The 14,701-nt window shown below is 46.5% G+C and carries 11 protein-coding genes, 3 tRNA genes and 1 pseudogene; 11 read left to right on the top strand and 4 right to left on the bottom strand.

The annotated features are described in order from the left end of the window. Positions 1–188: 188 nt before the first annotated feature. From E5355_RS11555 to E5355_RS11540, 4 genes are all read left to right on the top strand, one after another. The gene (locus E5355_RS11555) at positions 189–1,058 is read left to right on the top strand and encodes an aldose 1-epimerase family protein (protein WP_136010505.1); all 870 of its coding nucleotides are present in this window, start codon (positions 189–191) and stop codon (positions 1,056–1,058) included. 105 nt (positions 1,059–1,163) lie between these two features. Continuing rightward, positions 1,164–2,306, top strand: coding sequence for an MFS transporter AraJ (araJ, locus tag E5355_RS11550; protein ID WP_136010504.1), 1,143 nt, complete (start codon positions 1,164–1,166; stop codon positions 2,304–2,306). Positions 2,307–2,363: 57 nt separating this feature from the next. Continuing rightward, complete coding sequence (locus tag E5355_RS11545) at positions 2,364–2,783, top strand: hypothetical protein (RefSeq protein WP_136010503.1); 420 nt, start codon at positions 2,364–2,366, stop codon at positions 2,781–2,783. A gap of 5 nt (positions 2,784–2,788) precedes the next feature. Next, positions 2,789–3,193 carry a hypothetical protein gene (locus E5355_RS11540; RefSeq protein WP_117878188.1) on the top strand — a complete coding sequence of 135 codons (405 nt, stop codon included), beginning with the start codon at positions 2,789–2,791 and terminating at the stop codon, positions 3,191–3,193. A gap of 65 nt (positions 3,194–3,258) precedes the next feature. Here the strand turns inward: E5355_RS11540 and E5355_RS11535 are convergent, their stop codons facing one another. Beyond that, on the bottom strand, positions 3,259–4,170 hold the full coding sequence (locus E5355_RS11535; protein ID WP_016272673.1) for an RluA family pseudouridine synthase: 912 nt from the start codon (positions 4,168–4,170) through the stop codon (positions 3,259–3,261). Between the two features lie 26 nt (positions 4,171–4,196). After that, entirely contained in the window at positions 4,197–5,624 is a 1,428-nt protein-coding gene (gene rlmD / locus E5355_RS11530; RefSeq protein WP_136010502.1) for a 23S rRNA (uracil(1939)-C(5))-methyltransferase RlmD, read from the bottom strand. 205 nt (positions 5,625–5,829) lie between these two features. Between rlmD and ppdK the strand changes: the two genes are divergently transcribed. Together ppdK and E5355_RS20365 are read left to right on the top strand one after the other, a co-directional pair. Next, entirely contained in the window at positions 5,830–8,550 is a 2,721-nt protein-coding gene (ppdK, locus tag E5355_RS11520) for a pyruvate, phosphate dikinase (RefSeq protein ID WP_016272670.1), read from the top strand. Positions 8,551–8,848: 298 nt separating this feature from the next. Continuing rightward, positions 8,849–8,982 (top strand): annotated as a pseudogene (locus tag E5355_RS20365) (sensor histidine kinase); the annotation flags it as partial. A 16-nt stretch (positions 8,983–8,998) separates the two neighbouring features. On the opposite strand, the gene E5355_RS11510 reads toward E5355_RS20365, so the two are convergent. Together E5355_RS11510 and E5355_RS11505 are read right to left on the bottom strand one after the other, a co-directional pair. Next, entirely contained in the window at positions 8,999–9,607 is a 609-nt protein-coding gene (locus tag E5355_RS11510; RefSeq protein WP_016272668.1) for a thiamine phosphate synthase, read from the bottom strand. Between the two features lie 168 nt (positions 9,608–9,775). After that, positions 9,776–10,396: a superoxide dismutase gene (locus tag E5355_RS11505; protein WP_051146993.1), complete on the bottom strand. Its 621-nt coding sequence runs from the start codon at positions 10,394–10,396 to the stop codon at positions 9,776–9,778. A gap of 144 nt (positions 10,397–10,540) precedes the next feature. Here E5355_RS11505 and E5355_RS11500 point away from each other — a divergent pair, with 144 nt between their 5' ends. The 5 genes from E5355_RS11500 to E5355_RS11475 all read left to right on the top strand — a co-directional run bounded on the left by E5355_RS11500 (position 10,541) and on the right by E5355_RS11475 (position 14,633). After that, on the top strand, positions 10,541–12,895 hold the full coding sequence (locus E5355_RS11500; RefSeq protein WP_136010501.1) for an ATP-dependent helicase: 2,355 nt from the start codon (positions 10,541–10,543) through the stop codon (positions 12,893–12,895). A 174-nt stretch (positions 12,896–13,069) separates the two neighbouring features. Next, a complete protein-coding gene (gene nspC / locus E5355_RS11495) occupies positions 13,070–14,215 on the top strand; it encodes a carboxynorspermidine decarboxylase (RefSeq protein ID WP_136010500.1) in 1,146 nt (381 codons plus the stop codon). A 110-nt stretch (positions 14,216–14,325) separates the two neighbouring features. After that, positions 14,326–14,398, top strand: a tRNA-Gly gene (locus E5355_RS11485). A gap of 26 nt (positions 14,399–14,424) precedes the next feature. Further along, positions 14,425–14,509, top strand: a tRNA-Leu gene (locus E5355_RS11480). A gap of 40 nt (positions 14,510–14,549) precedes the next feature. Beyond that, positions 14,550–14,633, top strand: a tRNA-Leu gene (locus E5355_RS11475). Positions 14,634–14,701 lie beyond the last annotated feature (68 nt).

The following is a 14,701-nucleotide window of genomic DNA, read 5'->3' as shown; positions in this document are numbered from 1 at the left end:
GACAAACCAAGGGCGAAGGTAATTCTTTATCTCTATACTTGCAAACTTTACTATTGGTAGTTAGGAAGTTTTTTATTGCTAGTCGGGAAGTTTTTTGTTAGGAGTTGAGGTGAGAAGAGTCCTATTTTGTATCTTTGGAACAAATTGATGAGAGTGGAGAAATCCATTCAAAAAATGATATATATGATATGAGAACACTTTCTAATTCTGAACTGACAATTAAAGTCTCCCCACATGGGGCCGAGTTATGCAGTATCTTGCATGATGGAAAAGAATATCTTTGGCAGGCAGACCCTGCTTTCTGGAAACGGCATTCTCCGGTGCTTTTTCCCATTGTAGGCAGTGTTTGGGAGAATGAATACCGCCACGAAGGCGTTTCCTACGCGTTGACGCAACACGGTTTTGCCCGCGATATGGAGTTTGAATTGGTGCTTGAACAGGAAGATGAGGTGCGCTATCGGTTGGTTGACAACGAGGAGACACACAAGAAATATCCTTTCCCGTTTTGCCTTGAGATAGGCTATCGGATAGAGGGAAAGAAGATTGAAGTGCTTTGGAAAGTCATCAATACCGGAACGTGTGAAATGCACTTCCAGATAGGAGCCCATCCGGCTTTCTATTACCCGGACTATGATGCGGAGACAACAGACCGTGGATATTTCGGCTTTGACAAGACGGAAGGTTTGCACTATATCCTTATCTCCGAAAAAGGCTGTGCCGCCCCGGATAAGGAATATTTGCTTGGGTTGACAGACGGCCTGCTGCCTTTGGACATACACTCCTTTGATGAAGATGCCCTGATTCTGGAAAACAGTCAAGTGAAAGAAGTTACATTATATGATAAGGAGAAGAAACCTTATCTGAGTCTGTATTTCGACACTCCGGTGGTGGGGTTGTGGTCGCCTCCGGCCAAGAATGCCCCGTTTGTCTGCATCGAGCCGTGGTACGGGCGTTGTGACCGTGCCCGTTATAAGGGCGAATATAAGGATAAGGACTGGATGCAGCACTTGGCGCCGGGAGAAGTCTTTAATGGTGGGTATACAATTGATATAAGATAAAAAATGAAGAAGGATACTGAAAATAATTCGGTATCCTTCTTCATTTGGAGAATGCAATGTCATTATCTTTGCGCCCGGTAAAAAATATAGGTTGTTTTTTAAGGTATGAAGAAGAGTCTTATTGCATTGGCATTCGGTACATTGGGGCTGGGGATTGCCGAATTTACAATGATGGGTATTTTGCCCTATGTGGCTACTGATTTGGAAGTCAGCATTCCCGTGGCCGGTCATTTCATCTCTGCGTATGCGTTGGGTGTCTGTTTTGGTGCGCCCATGCTGCTTCTGGCCCGCAAGCGTCCGTTGAAGCAGATTCTGCTGGTTTTGATGACATTGATGATTGTGGGTAATATTTGTGCGTCTATGGCGCCCAATTATTGGGTCTTGCTGTTGGGACGCTTTGTTTCCGGGCTTCCTCATGGCGCTTATTTTGGAGTGGCTTCCATTGTTGCGGGAAAATTGGCTGATAAGGGGAAAAGCTCGGAGGCGGTTTCAATTATGATAGCGGGAATGACTGTGGCCAATCTGTTTGGTGTGCCGTTGGGGACCTCGTTGAGCCATACACTGTCTTGGCGTGCCACGTTTCTGCTGGTAGGTGCCTGGGGATTGATAACACTGTATTACATTTGGCGTTGGGTGCCGCAGGTCGAAGGTCTGAAAGACACGGGATTTAAAGGGCAGTTCCGTTTTTTGAAGAAGCCGGCGCCGTGGCTCATATTGGGAGCTACGGCTTTGGGCAACGGTGGCGTATTCTGCTGGTATAGCTACATCACCCCGTTGCTGACCGAGGTTTCCGGTTTTAGTGCGGAAAGCATTACAGCGCTGATGGTACTGGCAGGATTCGGAATGGTTGTCGGCAATCTGGTCAGTGGGCGCATGTCCGACCGGTACACTCCGGGAAAGGTAGGTACGGTGGTGCAAGGGATGATATGTGTGGTTTTATTATTGATATTTTTACTTTCGCCCCATCCGTGGTGTTCGGCAATACTGATGACACTCTGTACGGCAGGTTTGTTTGCCGTCTCCAGCCCGGAGCAGGTGTTGATGATTCGTGTGGCCCCTGGAGGAGAGATGTTGGGAGGCGCTTGTGTGCAGATGGCTTTCAATTTGGGGAATGCTGTCGGAGCCTATATCGGAGGTCTTGCCTTGAGTGGAGGATACCGTTATCCCGCATTGGCAGGCGTACCGTTTGCACTAGTGGGATTTATTTTATTCCTTGTCTTCTACAAGAAATTTCAGGAGAAGTATTAAGAGTTTCAGTTTTTTTATGTATGTTTGTCCGCAAGTATTAACTAAACTCGATAACTTATGAAGACTTTGAATTATGTGAAGATACTGCTGTTATGTGTATTTACGATTGGATTGGCGTCTTGCGGGGATGATGTGTATTATACCATGCAGAATAGTGACGACAAATTGTGTGAAAGAACATGGGTTGAAGATTACGAAAGTGATGGTGTTGCGACTGGTGCGTATCAACTAAGATTTTATAAGAAAGATAACAAGGGGCAGGAAGTATCCACAACTTACACTACGGACGGTAAAGTGACTTATGATCGGGAGTTTAATTGGCGTTGGACAGATGATAGCAAAGAGACTTTGAAGTTGACTTTTGCAGATGGTAAAGTGAAATACTTTGAGAATGTATGGGTGCGTGACCATTATCTTTCCGGTAAGATAGAAGGAAAAGTTGTGATGTTGACAGATGCAAATTATATAAATAAATAAAGGTTATGAAGTTTTTGGTGCAGTTGTTCTTACTGTCTGTCCTATGTATAGGCTTGTCTTCTTGTGAAGACGATCAAGATGTAGTGGATTCTACTATTATCGGTCGTTCATGGACAGGCGATGTAGGCATGTTGGATGACTTTGGTATGTCGGTGATTAGTACATTTTCTTTCGGGGCAGATGGTTTCGGAGAAGAAGTTCAACGTTATCGCAATGGGGAATATTATGATTCATTCCGTTTTCAATGGTGGTGGGAAGATAGTTATAGTAGAAATCTTGTATTAGATTATGGCAGATATGGTGGCATTTCTTATATGGATGATGTCAGAGTCAGTGGTAATCAGCTATGGGGTACATTCTTCTTTTCGGATGATTCTCCGGGTTTTAATTTCACATTATACATGGAATAAAAAATAGGATTATTTGTATGTTCCCTATACTCATTGTATAGGGAACATTTTTTATAAGAAATCTTCTATTTATTCTTCAAAACCAATTTCTTGAACTCTCCCGGATAAGGTGTTTCAAACCGCATCAGCTCTCCCGTGACGGGATGATAGAAACAGAGTTTGAAAGCATGCAGGGCCAAGCGTCCGATAGGATTTACGTCTTCCAGTCCATAGCGTCCGTCACCGATGATGGGATGCCCCAAATCCTGCATGTGTACACGTATCTGATTCTTGCGTCCGGTCTCCAGATTCAACTCAACGAGGGAATATCCATTGGCGCGCTTGATGGTACGGTAGTGTGTAATGGACTCTTGCCCTCCATCATCTGTCGGGCTGGAGTATACATACAGCTTACGGTCCGTCAACCAAGAAACCACGGTTCCTGCATCTTTTTCCATCTCGCCGACCACTACGGCTACGTATCGCCGGTCTGTTACAATGTCATGCCAGTTATCGCGTAGTGTACGTTGGGTCTTCTCGTCTTTGGCAAACATCATCAAGCCGGAGGTGTCACGGTCTAGGCGATGCACAATATATACGCGGTGCTGCCTGCCCGAGCGTTGTACGTATTCATTCAAGATGGTATAGGCTGTACGTTCTTTTTGTCTGTCGGTATTGACGGACAGCAGTCCCTGCATTTTTTCTATCACGATAATGTAGGCATCCTCGTATACAATCTTCATCAGTTTATGGTTGAACTCCTTTCGTCCCTTTTCGCGGCTGATTTGTACTTTCATACCCGGTTTCAGGGGGAAATTGTATTGTGTAGTGATAACGCTGTCTACATATATGATGCGTTTGCTTAGCAATGATTTCAGCTTGGTGCGGCTGGCATCCGGCATTTTTGCTGCCAGAAACTCCATGAGTTCCATCGGTTCCTTCACCATGTAGTCCGTATATTGCGTGCGGGCTCTTGCTGTGATTTTTTCTTTTGCCACGTTTTTAGTAATTAAACGGTTGATGATTATTGATTGGTTCTCAGTTCGAGAAGTACTACATTCTCCACGTGGTGGGTATGCGGAAACATGTCTACCGGTTGAACGGCCTTTACTTTATATTTCGCATCGAGCAGTTGCAAATCGCGCGCCTGCGTAGCCGGATTACAACTGACATATACGATGCGTTTGGGTTCGGCAAACAGAATGACATCCACTACATCCTGGTGCATTCCGGCACGGGGAGGGTCGGTGATGATGACATCGGGACGACCGTATTGGTTGATGAAGTCTTGTGTCAGCATGTCTTTCATGTCTCCGGCAAAGAACAATGTGTTTTTAATTCCGTTAATCTCGGCATTGACCTTGGCGTCTTCAATGGCTTCGGGCACATACTCTATGCCGATTACCTGGCGTGCTTGCTTGGATACGAAATTGGCAATGGTGCCCGTACCGGTATAAAGGTCATAAACAAGCTCGTTACCGGTCAGTCCGGCAAAGTTGCGCGCTACCTTGTAGAGGTTGTAGGCTTGCTCGGAGTTGGTCTGATAGAAAGATTTGGGGCCTACCTTGAAGCGCAGTCCCTCCATTTCCTCGAAGATGTGGTCTTTCCCCTTGAAGGTGTGTACCTCAAGGTCGGTAATGGTATCGTTACACTTATTATTAATAATGTATAGCAGGGAAGTGATTTCAGGGAATGTATCTGCTATGTATTGCAGCATTTGCTTGAACAGAGCCATTTCCTCCTCTTTCTCTATCTTGCAGATGAGGATTACCATCAGTTCGCCGGTGGTAGAGGTACGCACAATCATATTGCGTAGCATTCCTTCATGCGTACGCAGGTTGATGAAAGAATAGTTGTGCCGGTAGGCATAGTCGCGTACTGCATTGCGGATGCGGTTGGATATATCATCCTGCAACCAGCACTTCTCTATGGCAAGCACTTTGTCGAAAGCATTGGGAATATGGAAGCCTACGGCATTCATCTGTTCGTACACTACATTCTGCTGAACCTCTTCCGTCGTCAGCCAACGTTTGTTGGAAAAAGTGTACTCCAGCTTATTCCGGTAGAACCGAGTTTTTTCTGAACCTAGTATCGGAGAAATTTCCGGCAGTTCTATTTTGCCGATGCGGGTGAGGTTGTCCGTTACTTGTTTTTGCTTATACTTGATTTGCTCGGAATAGGGGAGAACCTGCCATTTACAACCGCCGCATACACCATAATGTTGGCAGAATGGAATTGCTCGTACTGCCGAATATTCATGGAATTTCACTGCTTCGGCTTCAGCATAATGATGCTTTTTTCTCTTAATTTGCAGGTCAACTACATCGCCGGGGACGACATATGGTACGAAAACCACCAAATCATTGACTTTTGCGATGGCTTTTCCTTCGGCAGCCACATCCGTAATTGTCACCTTCTCCAATAGGGGAAGTTCTTTTCTTTTTCTTGCCACTTTTACACCAGTCTAATAAATTCTTCGGCAAAAATAGACATTTTTTTCGGGATTTCTCTCTATGAAATGAAATATTAAAGATTGCAATGTCGAAATTGCATTTTAGCATAAAGTTTTTTCTGAAAAAGTTTTCTAGTCTGCGAAATATACTTAGATTTGCGAACAGAAAAGAGAAAATCACTATCAAAAACTTTAAATTTATATTATGGACAAAAAAAGAGTTTATACCTTTGGTAATGGCCAGGCAGAAGGAAAGGCCGATATGAGAAACCTTTTGGGTGGAAAAGGTGCCAACCTTGCAGAAATGAACCTTATAGGGGTTCCGGTTCCTCCGGGCTTTACAATAACGACAGAAGTTTGTACGGAATATTATGAAATGGGGCAGGAGAAAGTCGTTGCTCTGTTGAAGAATGAAGTTGAACAAGCCATTGCCCATGTGGAGACGCTGATGCGTTCCAAATTCGGTGATGTGGAGAATCCGTTGCTGGTTTCCGTACGTTCGGGTGCACGCGCTTCTATGCCGGGCATGATGGACACTATCCTGAATCTTGGCTTGAATGACGAAGTGGTGGAAGGCTTGACACGCAAGACAGGCAACGCACGTTTTGCATGGGACTCTTACCGTCGTTTCGTGCAGATGTATGGCGATGTGGTGCTGGGTATGAAGCCGGTGAACAAGGAAGACGTAGACCCGTTCGAAGCTATTATAGAAGAGGTGAAACATGCCAAAGGCGTGAAGCTGGACAACGAGCTTGAGGTGGAAGACCTTAAGGAACTCGTGAAGAAGTTCAAGGCTGCCGTAAAAGAACAGACCGGAAAAGACTTCCCGACTTGTGCCTACGAGCAGTTGTGGGGTGCCGTTTGTGCCGTATTCAATTCCTGGATGAACGAACGTGCCATTTTGTATCGTAAGATGGAGGGAATTCCTGACGAATGGGGTACTGCCGTAAGCGTTCAGGCGATGGTGTTCGGTAATATGGGCGAGAGCTCTGCTACGGGTGTTTGCTTCAGCCGCGATGCTGCTACCGGTGAAGATCTTTTCAATGGCGAGTATTTGATTAATGCACAAGGTGAAGACGTGGTTGCCGGTATCCGTACTCCGCAACAGATTACAAAAATCGGTTCTCAACGTTGGGCTGAATTGGCTGGTGTAAGCGAAGAAGAACGTGTCAGCAAATATCCTTCCATGGAGGAGGCTATGCCGGAAATTTATAAGGAACTGGATGCTTTGCAGACGAAGCTCGAAAATCACTACCGTGATATGCAGGATATGGAGTTCACTGTACAAGAGGGTAAACTCTGGTTCCTCCAGACCCGTAACGGTAAGCGTACCGGAGCCGCTATGGTGAAGATTGCCATGGACTTGCTCCATCAAGGTATGATTGACGAAAAGACTGCATTGATGCGTTGTGAGCCCAATAAGTTGGACGAACTGCTCCACCCGGTATTTGACAAGACAGCTCTGAAGCAAGCCAAGGTATTGACCCGTGGTCTTCCCGCTTCTCCGGGTGCCGCTACGGGACAAATCGTATTCTTTGCCGATGATGCTGCCGAATGGCATGCTGCCGGCAAGCGTGTGGTGATGGTACGTATCGAGACTTCTCCGGAAGATTTGGCAGGTATGGCAGTTGCCGAAGGTATCCTGACTGCCCGCGGCGGTATGACTTCGCATGCAGCAGTGGTTGCTCGTGGTATGGGTAAGTGCTGTGTGTCCGGTGCCGGTGCCTTGAACATAGACTACAAGGCGCGTACAGTGGAAGTGGATGGTGTACTGTTGAAAGAAGGTGACTATATCTCCTTGAACGGAAGCACTGGTGAAGTATATAAAGACAAGGTGGAGACAAAAGCGGCTGAGCTGTCCGGTGACTTTGCGGAACTGATGGATTTGGCAGACAAATATACGAAGCTGCAGGTTCGTACCAATGCGGATACTCCTCACGATGCAGAAGTGGCACGCAATTTTGGTGCGGTGGGTATCGGCCTTTGCCGTACGGAGCACATGTTCTTCGAAGGCGAGAAGATTAAAGCCATGCGCGAGATGATTCTGGCAGAAAACGCCGAAGGACGTCGCAAGGCTTTGGCTAAGATTCTACCTTACCAGCAAGCTGACTTCAAGGGTATCTTCAAGGCAATGGCTGGTTGTCCGGTGACTGTACGTCTGCTCGACCCTCCTTTGCATGAGTTTGTTCCTCATGACCTGAAGGGACAGCAGGAAATGGCAGATACGATGGGTGTAAGCCTCCAGTATATCCAGCAACGTGTTGAGGCGCTTTGTGAGCATAATCCGATGTTGGGTCATCGTGGTTGCCGTTTGGGAAATACATATCCTGAAATTACACAGATGCAGACGCGTGCCATCTTGGGTGCTGCTTTGGAATTGAAGAAGGAGGGTGCCGAAACCCATCCTGAAATCATGGTTCCTCTGACCGGCATCTTGTATGAGTTCAAGCAGCAGGAAGAAGTGATTCGTGCTGAGGCTGCCCAGTTGTTTGAAGAAGTGGGTGACAGCATCGACTTCAAAGTAGGTACAATGATTGAGATTCCGCGTGCCGCCTTGACTGCCGACCGCATAGCTTCCTCTGCCGAGTTCTTCTCATTCGGTACGAACGACTTGACTCAGATGACATTTGGTTATTCACGCGACGATATCGCTTCCTTCCTCCCGATTTATCTGGAGAAGAAGATTCTGAAAGTAGACCCGTTCCAGGTACTCGACCAGAATGGTGTAGGACAGTTGGTGCGTATGGCTACTGAAAAGGGACGTGCTATCCGTCCGGATTTGAAGTGCGGTATCTGCGGCGAACATGGTGGTGAGCCTTCTTCTGTGAAGTTCTGCCACAAGGTCGGTTTGAATTATGTCAGCTGTTCTCCGTTCCGTGTGCCCATTGCACGTCTGGCTGCGGCGCAGGCTGCCATCGAAGGCTGATATTTGATAATGTAATGTATTGATAAATAATGTTTTGTATGGGTTTATAGCGCTGAGGATGTGCTGTAAACCCATATTTGTTTTATCTGCATTCTAAGCACTTTATACAGGGTTTTGCTTTGGAAGGTTTAGAAATATTTTGTAATTTTGCAATGTCCGGTTTAGAAAGAAGTTTAGAAGTTTGATAAACTGTAAATCAAAATATATGGCTACATTTAGAACTTGTGTGCAGAAGCAGCGTAAAGATGGATTCTATCCGGTGTATATACATGTCACACATCTGAAAAAGAGTATGTGGTTCGTGAATATGAACTACGATATTTAAGGTGCGGGGGTGGGGCTTTCCATCACCAAATCTATTGTGGGACACTATGGGGGAGGTATATCACGTTGCCTGCCAGTATTGAATACAAAGAGTACGATAAATTTTGATTTGCCAGTCTAAGGCTCAATCGGCCATTTTCTTCAATTTTTTGAAGTGGTGGATTACTTCCAGATAGTCGCGGTCGGTGCAGGCATTGAATTTATTCCATAAGTCACCCATTACAACAGCACCACCGAATCCGTAATTCTTAATCTCCAGTATGTTGTCGGGAGTAATGCCTCCCAAGGCCATGACTTTACTGTCTATGATCTTACTTTTCCCTGCTTGCCGCAATTCCTCGGCAGTGAAGCCGGACGTGACTCCGGACTTTGTGATACAATTATATATCGGGCTTAAGAACAGATAGTCATAGAAATGCTTCTTGTTTTGCACTTCGTCCAGTGAATGGCAGGTACAACTGATGTGGCCTGAATAGTCGTGAGGTTCTTTGGGGTTGCGGGTGTTTAGATGAATTCCCATCAGGCTGAACTCTTCCTGCAGATAGAAGTGCTCATGAGTAATGATGCGCTTATGATATTTTTTAGGTATCAGTGTTAAAAGCCGTTCTGAATACATGGCGGGAGTTTCCGGCTTCCTCAGATGTAGAATATCCAGCCCCTCTTCGAATAGTGCCGTGATAATCTTGTCTTCTTCCACAAAAAATGTGGGTGCTGTTACTACGATGAGTTTCATTTTTATTGTTAAACTTTTAAGTTTAGCAAAGTTAATGAATACTTATGGTAGAAGCCAAAGAATTTCTTTAAAATATGTTAGATGACTGCTTTAAACAAGAAAACGCCTTCTTGAGTTTTTATAATTCAAGAAGGCGCCCTTCACATGGCTTTATGAGACCTTGTCGGTTTATTTGAATCTTTTGCCTAACGCATCCCAATCAATGATGCCCCATAACTCGTTTATGTGGTCGGCACGGCGGTTCTGGTAGTCAAGATAGTATGAATGTTCCCATACATCGAATCCGAGTAGCGGAACAAGACCGGCACGTACTGGGTTACTACCATTGGCTTCTTTGGTGATGTGGAGTTTGCCGTTTTTGTCGGCAGACAACCAAGCCCATCCGGAGCCGAACAATCCGACAGCTGCTGCGTTGAATTCCTTCTTGAAATTCTCAAAGCTGCCGAAGTCGCGTTTGATGGCTTCTGCCAGTTTACCGGTAGGCTCGCTGTGGGCAGGCTTCGGGGCAAACTGCAAGAAGTATAGTGTGTGGTTCAACACCTGTCCTGCATTGTTGAAGATGGCACCGTCCGGTGCTGTGGCGACAATGGTCAATAGATCCTTGCCTTCGAATTCTGTTCCCGGAACGAGATTGTTGAGGTTGTTCACGTAGGTTTGCAGATGCTTGCCATAGTGGTAATCTATGGTTTGCTGACTGATTACGGGTTCCAGTGCATTGTTGGCATAGGGAAGTTTTGGCATTTCGTAAGTCATAACTGTTGTCATTAAAATCGTTAATATTGTATTCATAAGTTTCAATTATTAAATTTTGGAACTTTGCTATATAAACACTATAACCTGTGGAAATGTTCGTACGTCTCCGAAGCTTTTTTTATCTTTGCCTCCGTAAAAACAAAGGAAGAAAAAATATTATCATTTTAAGATTATACGGATATGCCCGATTATATAGAGGAACTGAACGAGGGACAGCGGAACGCGGTGCTGTACAACGATGGTCCGTCATTGGTGATAGCCGGTGCCGGTTCAGGAAAGACGCGTGTGCTGACCTATAAGATTGCTTATCTGCTGGAGAATGGCTACCAGCCTTGGAACATTCTGGCATTGACCTTTACCAACAAGGCGGCGCGCGAAATGAAGGAGCGTATAGCCCGTCAGGTGGGGCCGGAGAGGGCACGCCATTTGTGGATGGGAACCTTTCACTCCTTGTTCCTGCGCATTCTGCATGTCGAGGCCGGGCATATCGGCTTCACTTCGCAGTTTACCATTTATGATACGGCGGATAGCAAAAGCCTGATACGTTCCATTATCAAGGAAATGGGGCTGGATGAGAAAGTGTACAAGCCGGGGATGGTGCAGGCTCGTATTTCGAACGCCAAGAATCATCTGGTTTCTCCTGCAGGCTATGCCAATAACAAGGAGGCTTACGAGGGAGACCGCGCAGCAAAGGTTCCGGCGCTTCGCGACATCTACCAGAGATATTGGGAGCGTTGCCGGCAGGCAGATGCAATGGACTTCGACGATTTGCTGTTCTACACATTCCTGCTGTTCCGGGACTACCCCGAGGTGTTGGCGCGTTATCAGGACCAGTTCCGCTACATTTTGGTAGATGAGTATCAAGATACCAATTTTGCACAGCACAGTATCGTGCTGCAACTTGCCAAGAACCATCAACATGTCTGTGTGGTGGGGGATGATGCACAGAGTATCTACTCCTTCCGTGGTGCCGATATTGACAATATTCTCTATTTTACGAAAGTATATCCCGATACGAAGGTCTTCAAGCTGGAGCAGAACTACCGTTCTACCCAGACCATTGTTCGCGCGGCCAACAGCCTGATAGAAAAGAACCAGTGGCAGATACGTAAGGAAGTGTTTTCAGAAAAGGAGAAAGGAGAAGCCATCGGTGTGTACCAGGCATATAGCGATGTGGAGGAAGGGGATATTGTGGTGAATAAGATAGCTGAGCTGCGGCATGAAAAGCACTATGCCTACTCTGATTTTGCGATACTCTACCGTACCAATGCGCAGAGCCGTATCTTTGAGGAAGCCATGCGCAAACGCAGTATGCCTTACCGTATTTATGGAGGCTTGTCGTTCTATCAGCGTAAGGAAATCAAAGATGTCATCGCTTACTTCCGTCTGATAGTGAATCCCAATGATGAAGAGGCTTTCAAGCGTATTATCAACTATCCTGCACGGGGTATAGGAGATACGACAGTGGGAAAAATCATTGCTGCCGCCACCGGTCACAATGTCAGTTTGTGGACTGTGCTTTGTGAACCGTTGACATATGGCTTGAACTTCAATAAAGGTACGATGGGAAAGTTGCAGGCATTTCGTGAACTTATATCTGCCTTTATCACAGATGCTGCGGAGAAGAATGCCTGCGAGATTGGTGCCGACATTATTCGCCAATCGGGCATCATCAATGATGTGTGTCAGGACAACTCTCCCGAGAATCTGAGCCGTAAGGAGAATATAGAGGAGTTGGTGAACGGTATGAATGATTTTTGTGCCCAACGGCAGGAGGAGGGAAACCCGAGTGTGTTGTTGGGCGATTTCCTTTCGGAAGTTTCTCTTCTTACCGACCAGGATTCGGATAAGGATGGCGACGATGAGAAGATAACGCTGATGACTGTACATTCGGCCAAGGGATTGGAGTTCAGGAATGTGTTTGTAGTGGGGATGGAGGAGAACCTTTTCCCCAGTGGCATGGCGGGTGACTCTCCCCGGGCGTTGGAGGAAGAACGGAGGCTGTTCTATGTAGCCATCACACGTGCCGAAGAACACTGTTTCCTATCGTATGCAAAGACACGTTTCCGGTATGGCAAGATGGAGTTCGGCACTCCCAGCCGTTTCCTGAAGGATATAGATATGCGTTTCCTGCGCCTACCTCAGGATGTGGGAATGTTCCGCAGGGTAGAGGATGAAGCCGCCGTTTTCCGCAGGGAGAACGCCAGAGGCTTTGCGCCTGATAGGGAAGATGTCCCGTGTGGCGGAAGAGAGCGTGTATCTGTACGGCCGAAGCAGCAGATTATTGCACCGACCGTTCCACGTAACCTGAAACGGGTGGCGTCTTCTGCAAATATGGCAAATACATCGCCTTCTGCCAGTGGGTCGGCCAACCGTGTACAGCGAGGACAACTTATTGAGCACGAACGTTTCGGTCTGGGCGAAGTCCTGAAGCTGGAAGGCGAGGGAGACAATGCCAAGGCTACCATCCGCTTCAAGAATGCGGGGGACAAGCAACTTTTACTGCGCTTCGCGCGTTTCAAGGTTATTGGGTAGTGGAGTAATGCGAACCGATGGTTTCGTTTCAACTACTGATTCGCGTAAATTCCATTATAAAAAGAAGCGTCCTAAAAGGAGCGGTATCTGTTTTGCTAAGTCCTCAGGCAGGGCTTTTCAGACCCTTCGTTTGTTCGAATGGCTTTGTGAATGATAGAAAATATAAATAGAAGAATGACTGATAAAGATTTTACCCTTTTCCCTTCTCCCTGCTATATTATGGAAGAAGGATTGCTGAGGAAGAACCTCGCACTGATAAAAAGTGTGGCTGACCGTGCAGGTGTGGAGATAATCCTCGCTTTCAAATCATTTGCCATGTGGCGTTCCTTTCCTATTTTCAGGGAGTATATAAATCACTCTACGGCAAGTTCCGTCTACGAAGCCCGTCTGGCATTGGAGGAGTTCGGAAGCAAGGCGCATACGTACTCGCCGGCTTATACCGAGGCCGAATTTCCGGAGATAATGCGGTGCAGCAGTCATGTCACTTTCAATTCGCTTTCGCAGTTCCATCGCTTTTATCCGGCGGTGACGGCGGAAGGAAGCGGCATTTCCTGCGGTATCCGCATCAATCCCGAATATTCGGAGGTGGAGACGGAACTGTATAATCCTTGTGCGCCTGGTACCCGTTTTGGTGTGATGACCGACCAGCTTCCCGAAAAACTTCCGGCCGGTATTGAAGGTTTTCACTGTCATTGTCACTGCGAGTCTTCTTCCTACGAGCTGGAACGTACATTGGAGCATTTGGAAGGAAAATTCTCCCGCTGGTTCTCACAGATTAAGTGGTTGAATTTGGGAGGGGGCCATTTGATGACGCGCAAGGATTATGATGTAGAGCATCTTGTCCGCCTATTGAAGGGTTTTAAGGAACGCTATCCGCATCTTCAAATCATTCTTGAACCAGGTTCTGCTTTCACCTGGCAGACCGGTGTGCTGAGCTCGGAAATAGTGGATATCGTGGAAAACCGCGGCATTCGTACCGCCATCCTCAATGTTAGCTTTACGTGCCATATGCCTGATTGCTTGGAGATGCCCTACCAGCCTGCGGTGCGTGGAGCGGAAATGGGCGATGCGGGCCCTTACGTCTATCGCCTTGGAGGAAACTCCTGCTTGAGCGGCGACTATATGGGACTGTGGAGTTTTGACCATGAACTGCAGATAGGGGAGAGAATCGTCTTTGAAGACATGATACATTACACCACTGTAAAGACGAATATGTTCAATGGAATTCACCATCCGGCCATTGCAATGTGGACAAAAGAAGGGAAATCAGAAGTTTTCAAGCAATTTTCTTACGAAGATTATCGTGGGCGAATGAGTTGATAATCAAAAGTATAATTGTATACGTAACAAAATGTGCATTTTTTGAATGAAAAAAAGTCTGCGGAATGTTTGCAGGTTTAAGGAAAATATCTACCTTTGCATCCGCAATCGCGGAAATAGCTCAGTTGGTAGAGCATAACCTTGCCAAGGTTAGGGTCGCGAGTTCGAGTCTCGTTTTCCGCTCTTTAGATGTATTGCAGATTACCTATGCCCAGGTGGCGGAATTGGTAGACGCGCACGTTTCAGGTGCGTGTGTCGAGAGGCATGCAGGTTCGAGTCCTGTTCTGGGCACCAAGGTAAGGCGGTCGGTTCTTTGAATTGTTGAAAGTAAGTTGGAGAGGTGGCGGAATTGGTAGACGCGCTACTTTGAGGGGGTAGTGACAATTATGTCGTGGGAGTTCGAGTCTCCTTCTCTTCACGCTTTTATACATTGCGGAAATAGCTCAGTTGGTAGAGCATAACCTTGCCAAGGTTAGGGTCGCGAGT

It is taken from the genome of Bacteroides muris (ex Afrizal et al. 2022), from assembly GCF_004793475.1.
In the GTDB taxonomy this organism is placed as follows: domain Bacteria; phylum Bacteroidota; class Bacteroidia; order Bacteroidales; family Bacteroidaceae; genus Bacteroides; species Bacteroides muris.
This window is presented reverse-complemented; position numbering and strand designations above follow the sequence as displayed.

Excerpts from the sequence above, each read along its gene's own strand:
- E5355_RS11500 (WP_136010501.1), top strand. The coding sequence starts at position 10,541 with ATGCCCGATTATATAGAGGAACTGAACGAGGGACAGCGGAACGCGGTG.
- araJ (WP_136010504.1), top strand. The coding sequence starts at position 1,164 with ATGAAGAAGAGTCTTATTGCATTGGCATTCGGTACATTGGGGCTGGGG.
- E5355_RS11540 (WP_117878188.1), top strand. The coding sequence starts at position 2,789 with ATGAAGTTTTTGGTGCAGTTGTTCTTACTGTCTGTCCTATGTATAGGC.
- nspC (WP_136010500.1), top strand. The coding sequence starts at position 13,070 with ATGACTGATAAAGATTTTACCCTTTTCCCTTCTCCCTGCTATATTATG.
- E5355_RS11555 (WP_136010505.1), top strand. The coding sequence starts at position 189 with ATGAGAACACTTTCTAATTCTGAACTGACAATTAAAGTCTCCCCACAT.
- E5355_RS11545 (WP_136010503.1), top strand. The coding sequence starts at position 2,364 with ATGAAGACTTTGAATTATGTGAAGATACTGCTGTTATGTGTATTTACG.
- ppdK (WP_016272670.1), top strand. The coding sequence starts at position 5,830 with ATGGACAAAAAAAGAGTTTATACCTTTGGTAATGGCCAGGCAGAAGGA.
- E5355_RS11510 (WP_016272668.1), bottom strand. The coding sequence starts at position 9,607 with ATGAAACTCATCGTAGTAACAGCACCCACATTTTTTGTGGAAGAAGAC.
- E5355_RS11505 (WP_051146993.1), bottom strand. The coding sequence starts at position 10,396 with ATGAATACAATATTAACGATTTTAATGACAACAGTTATGACTTACGAA.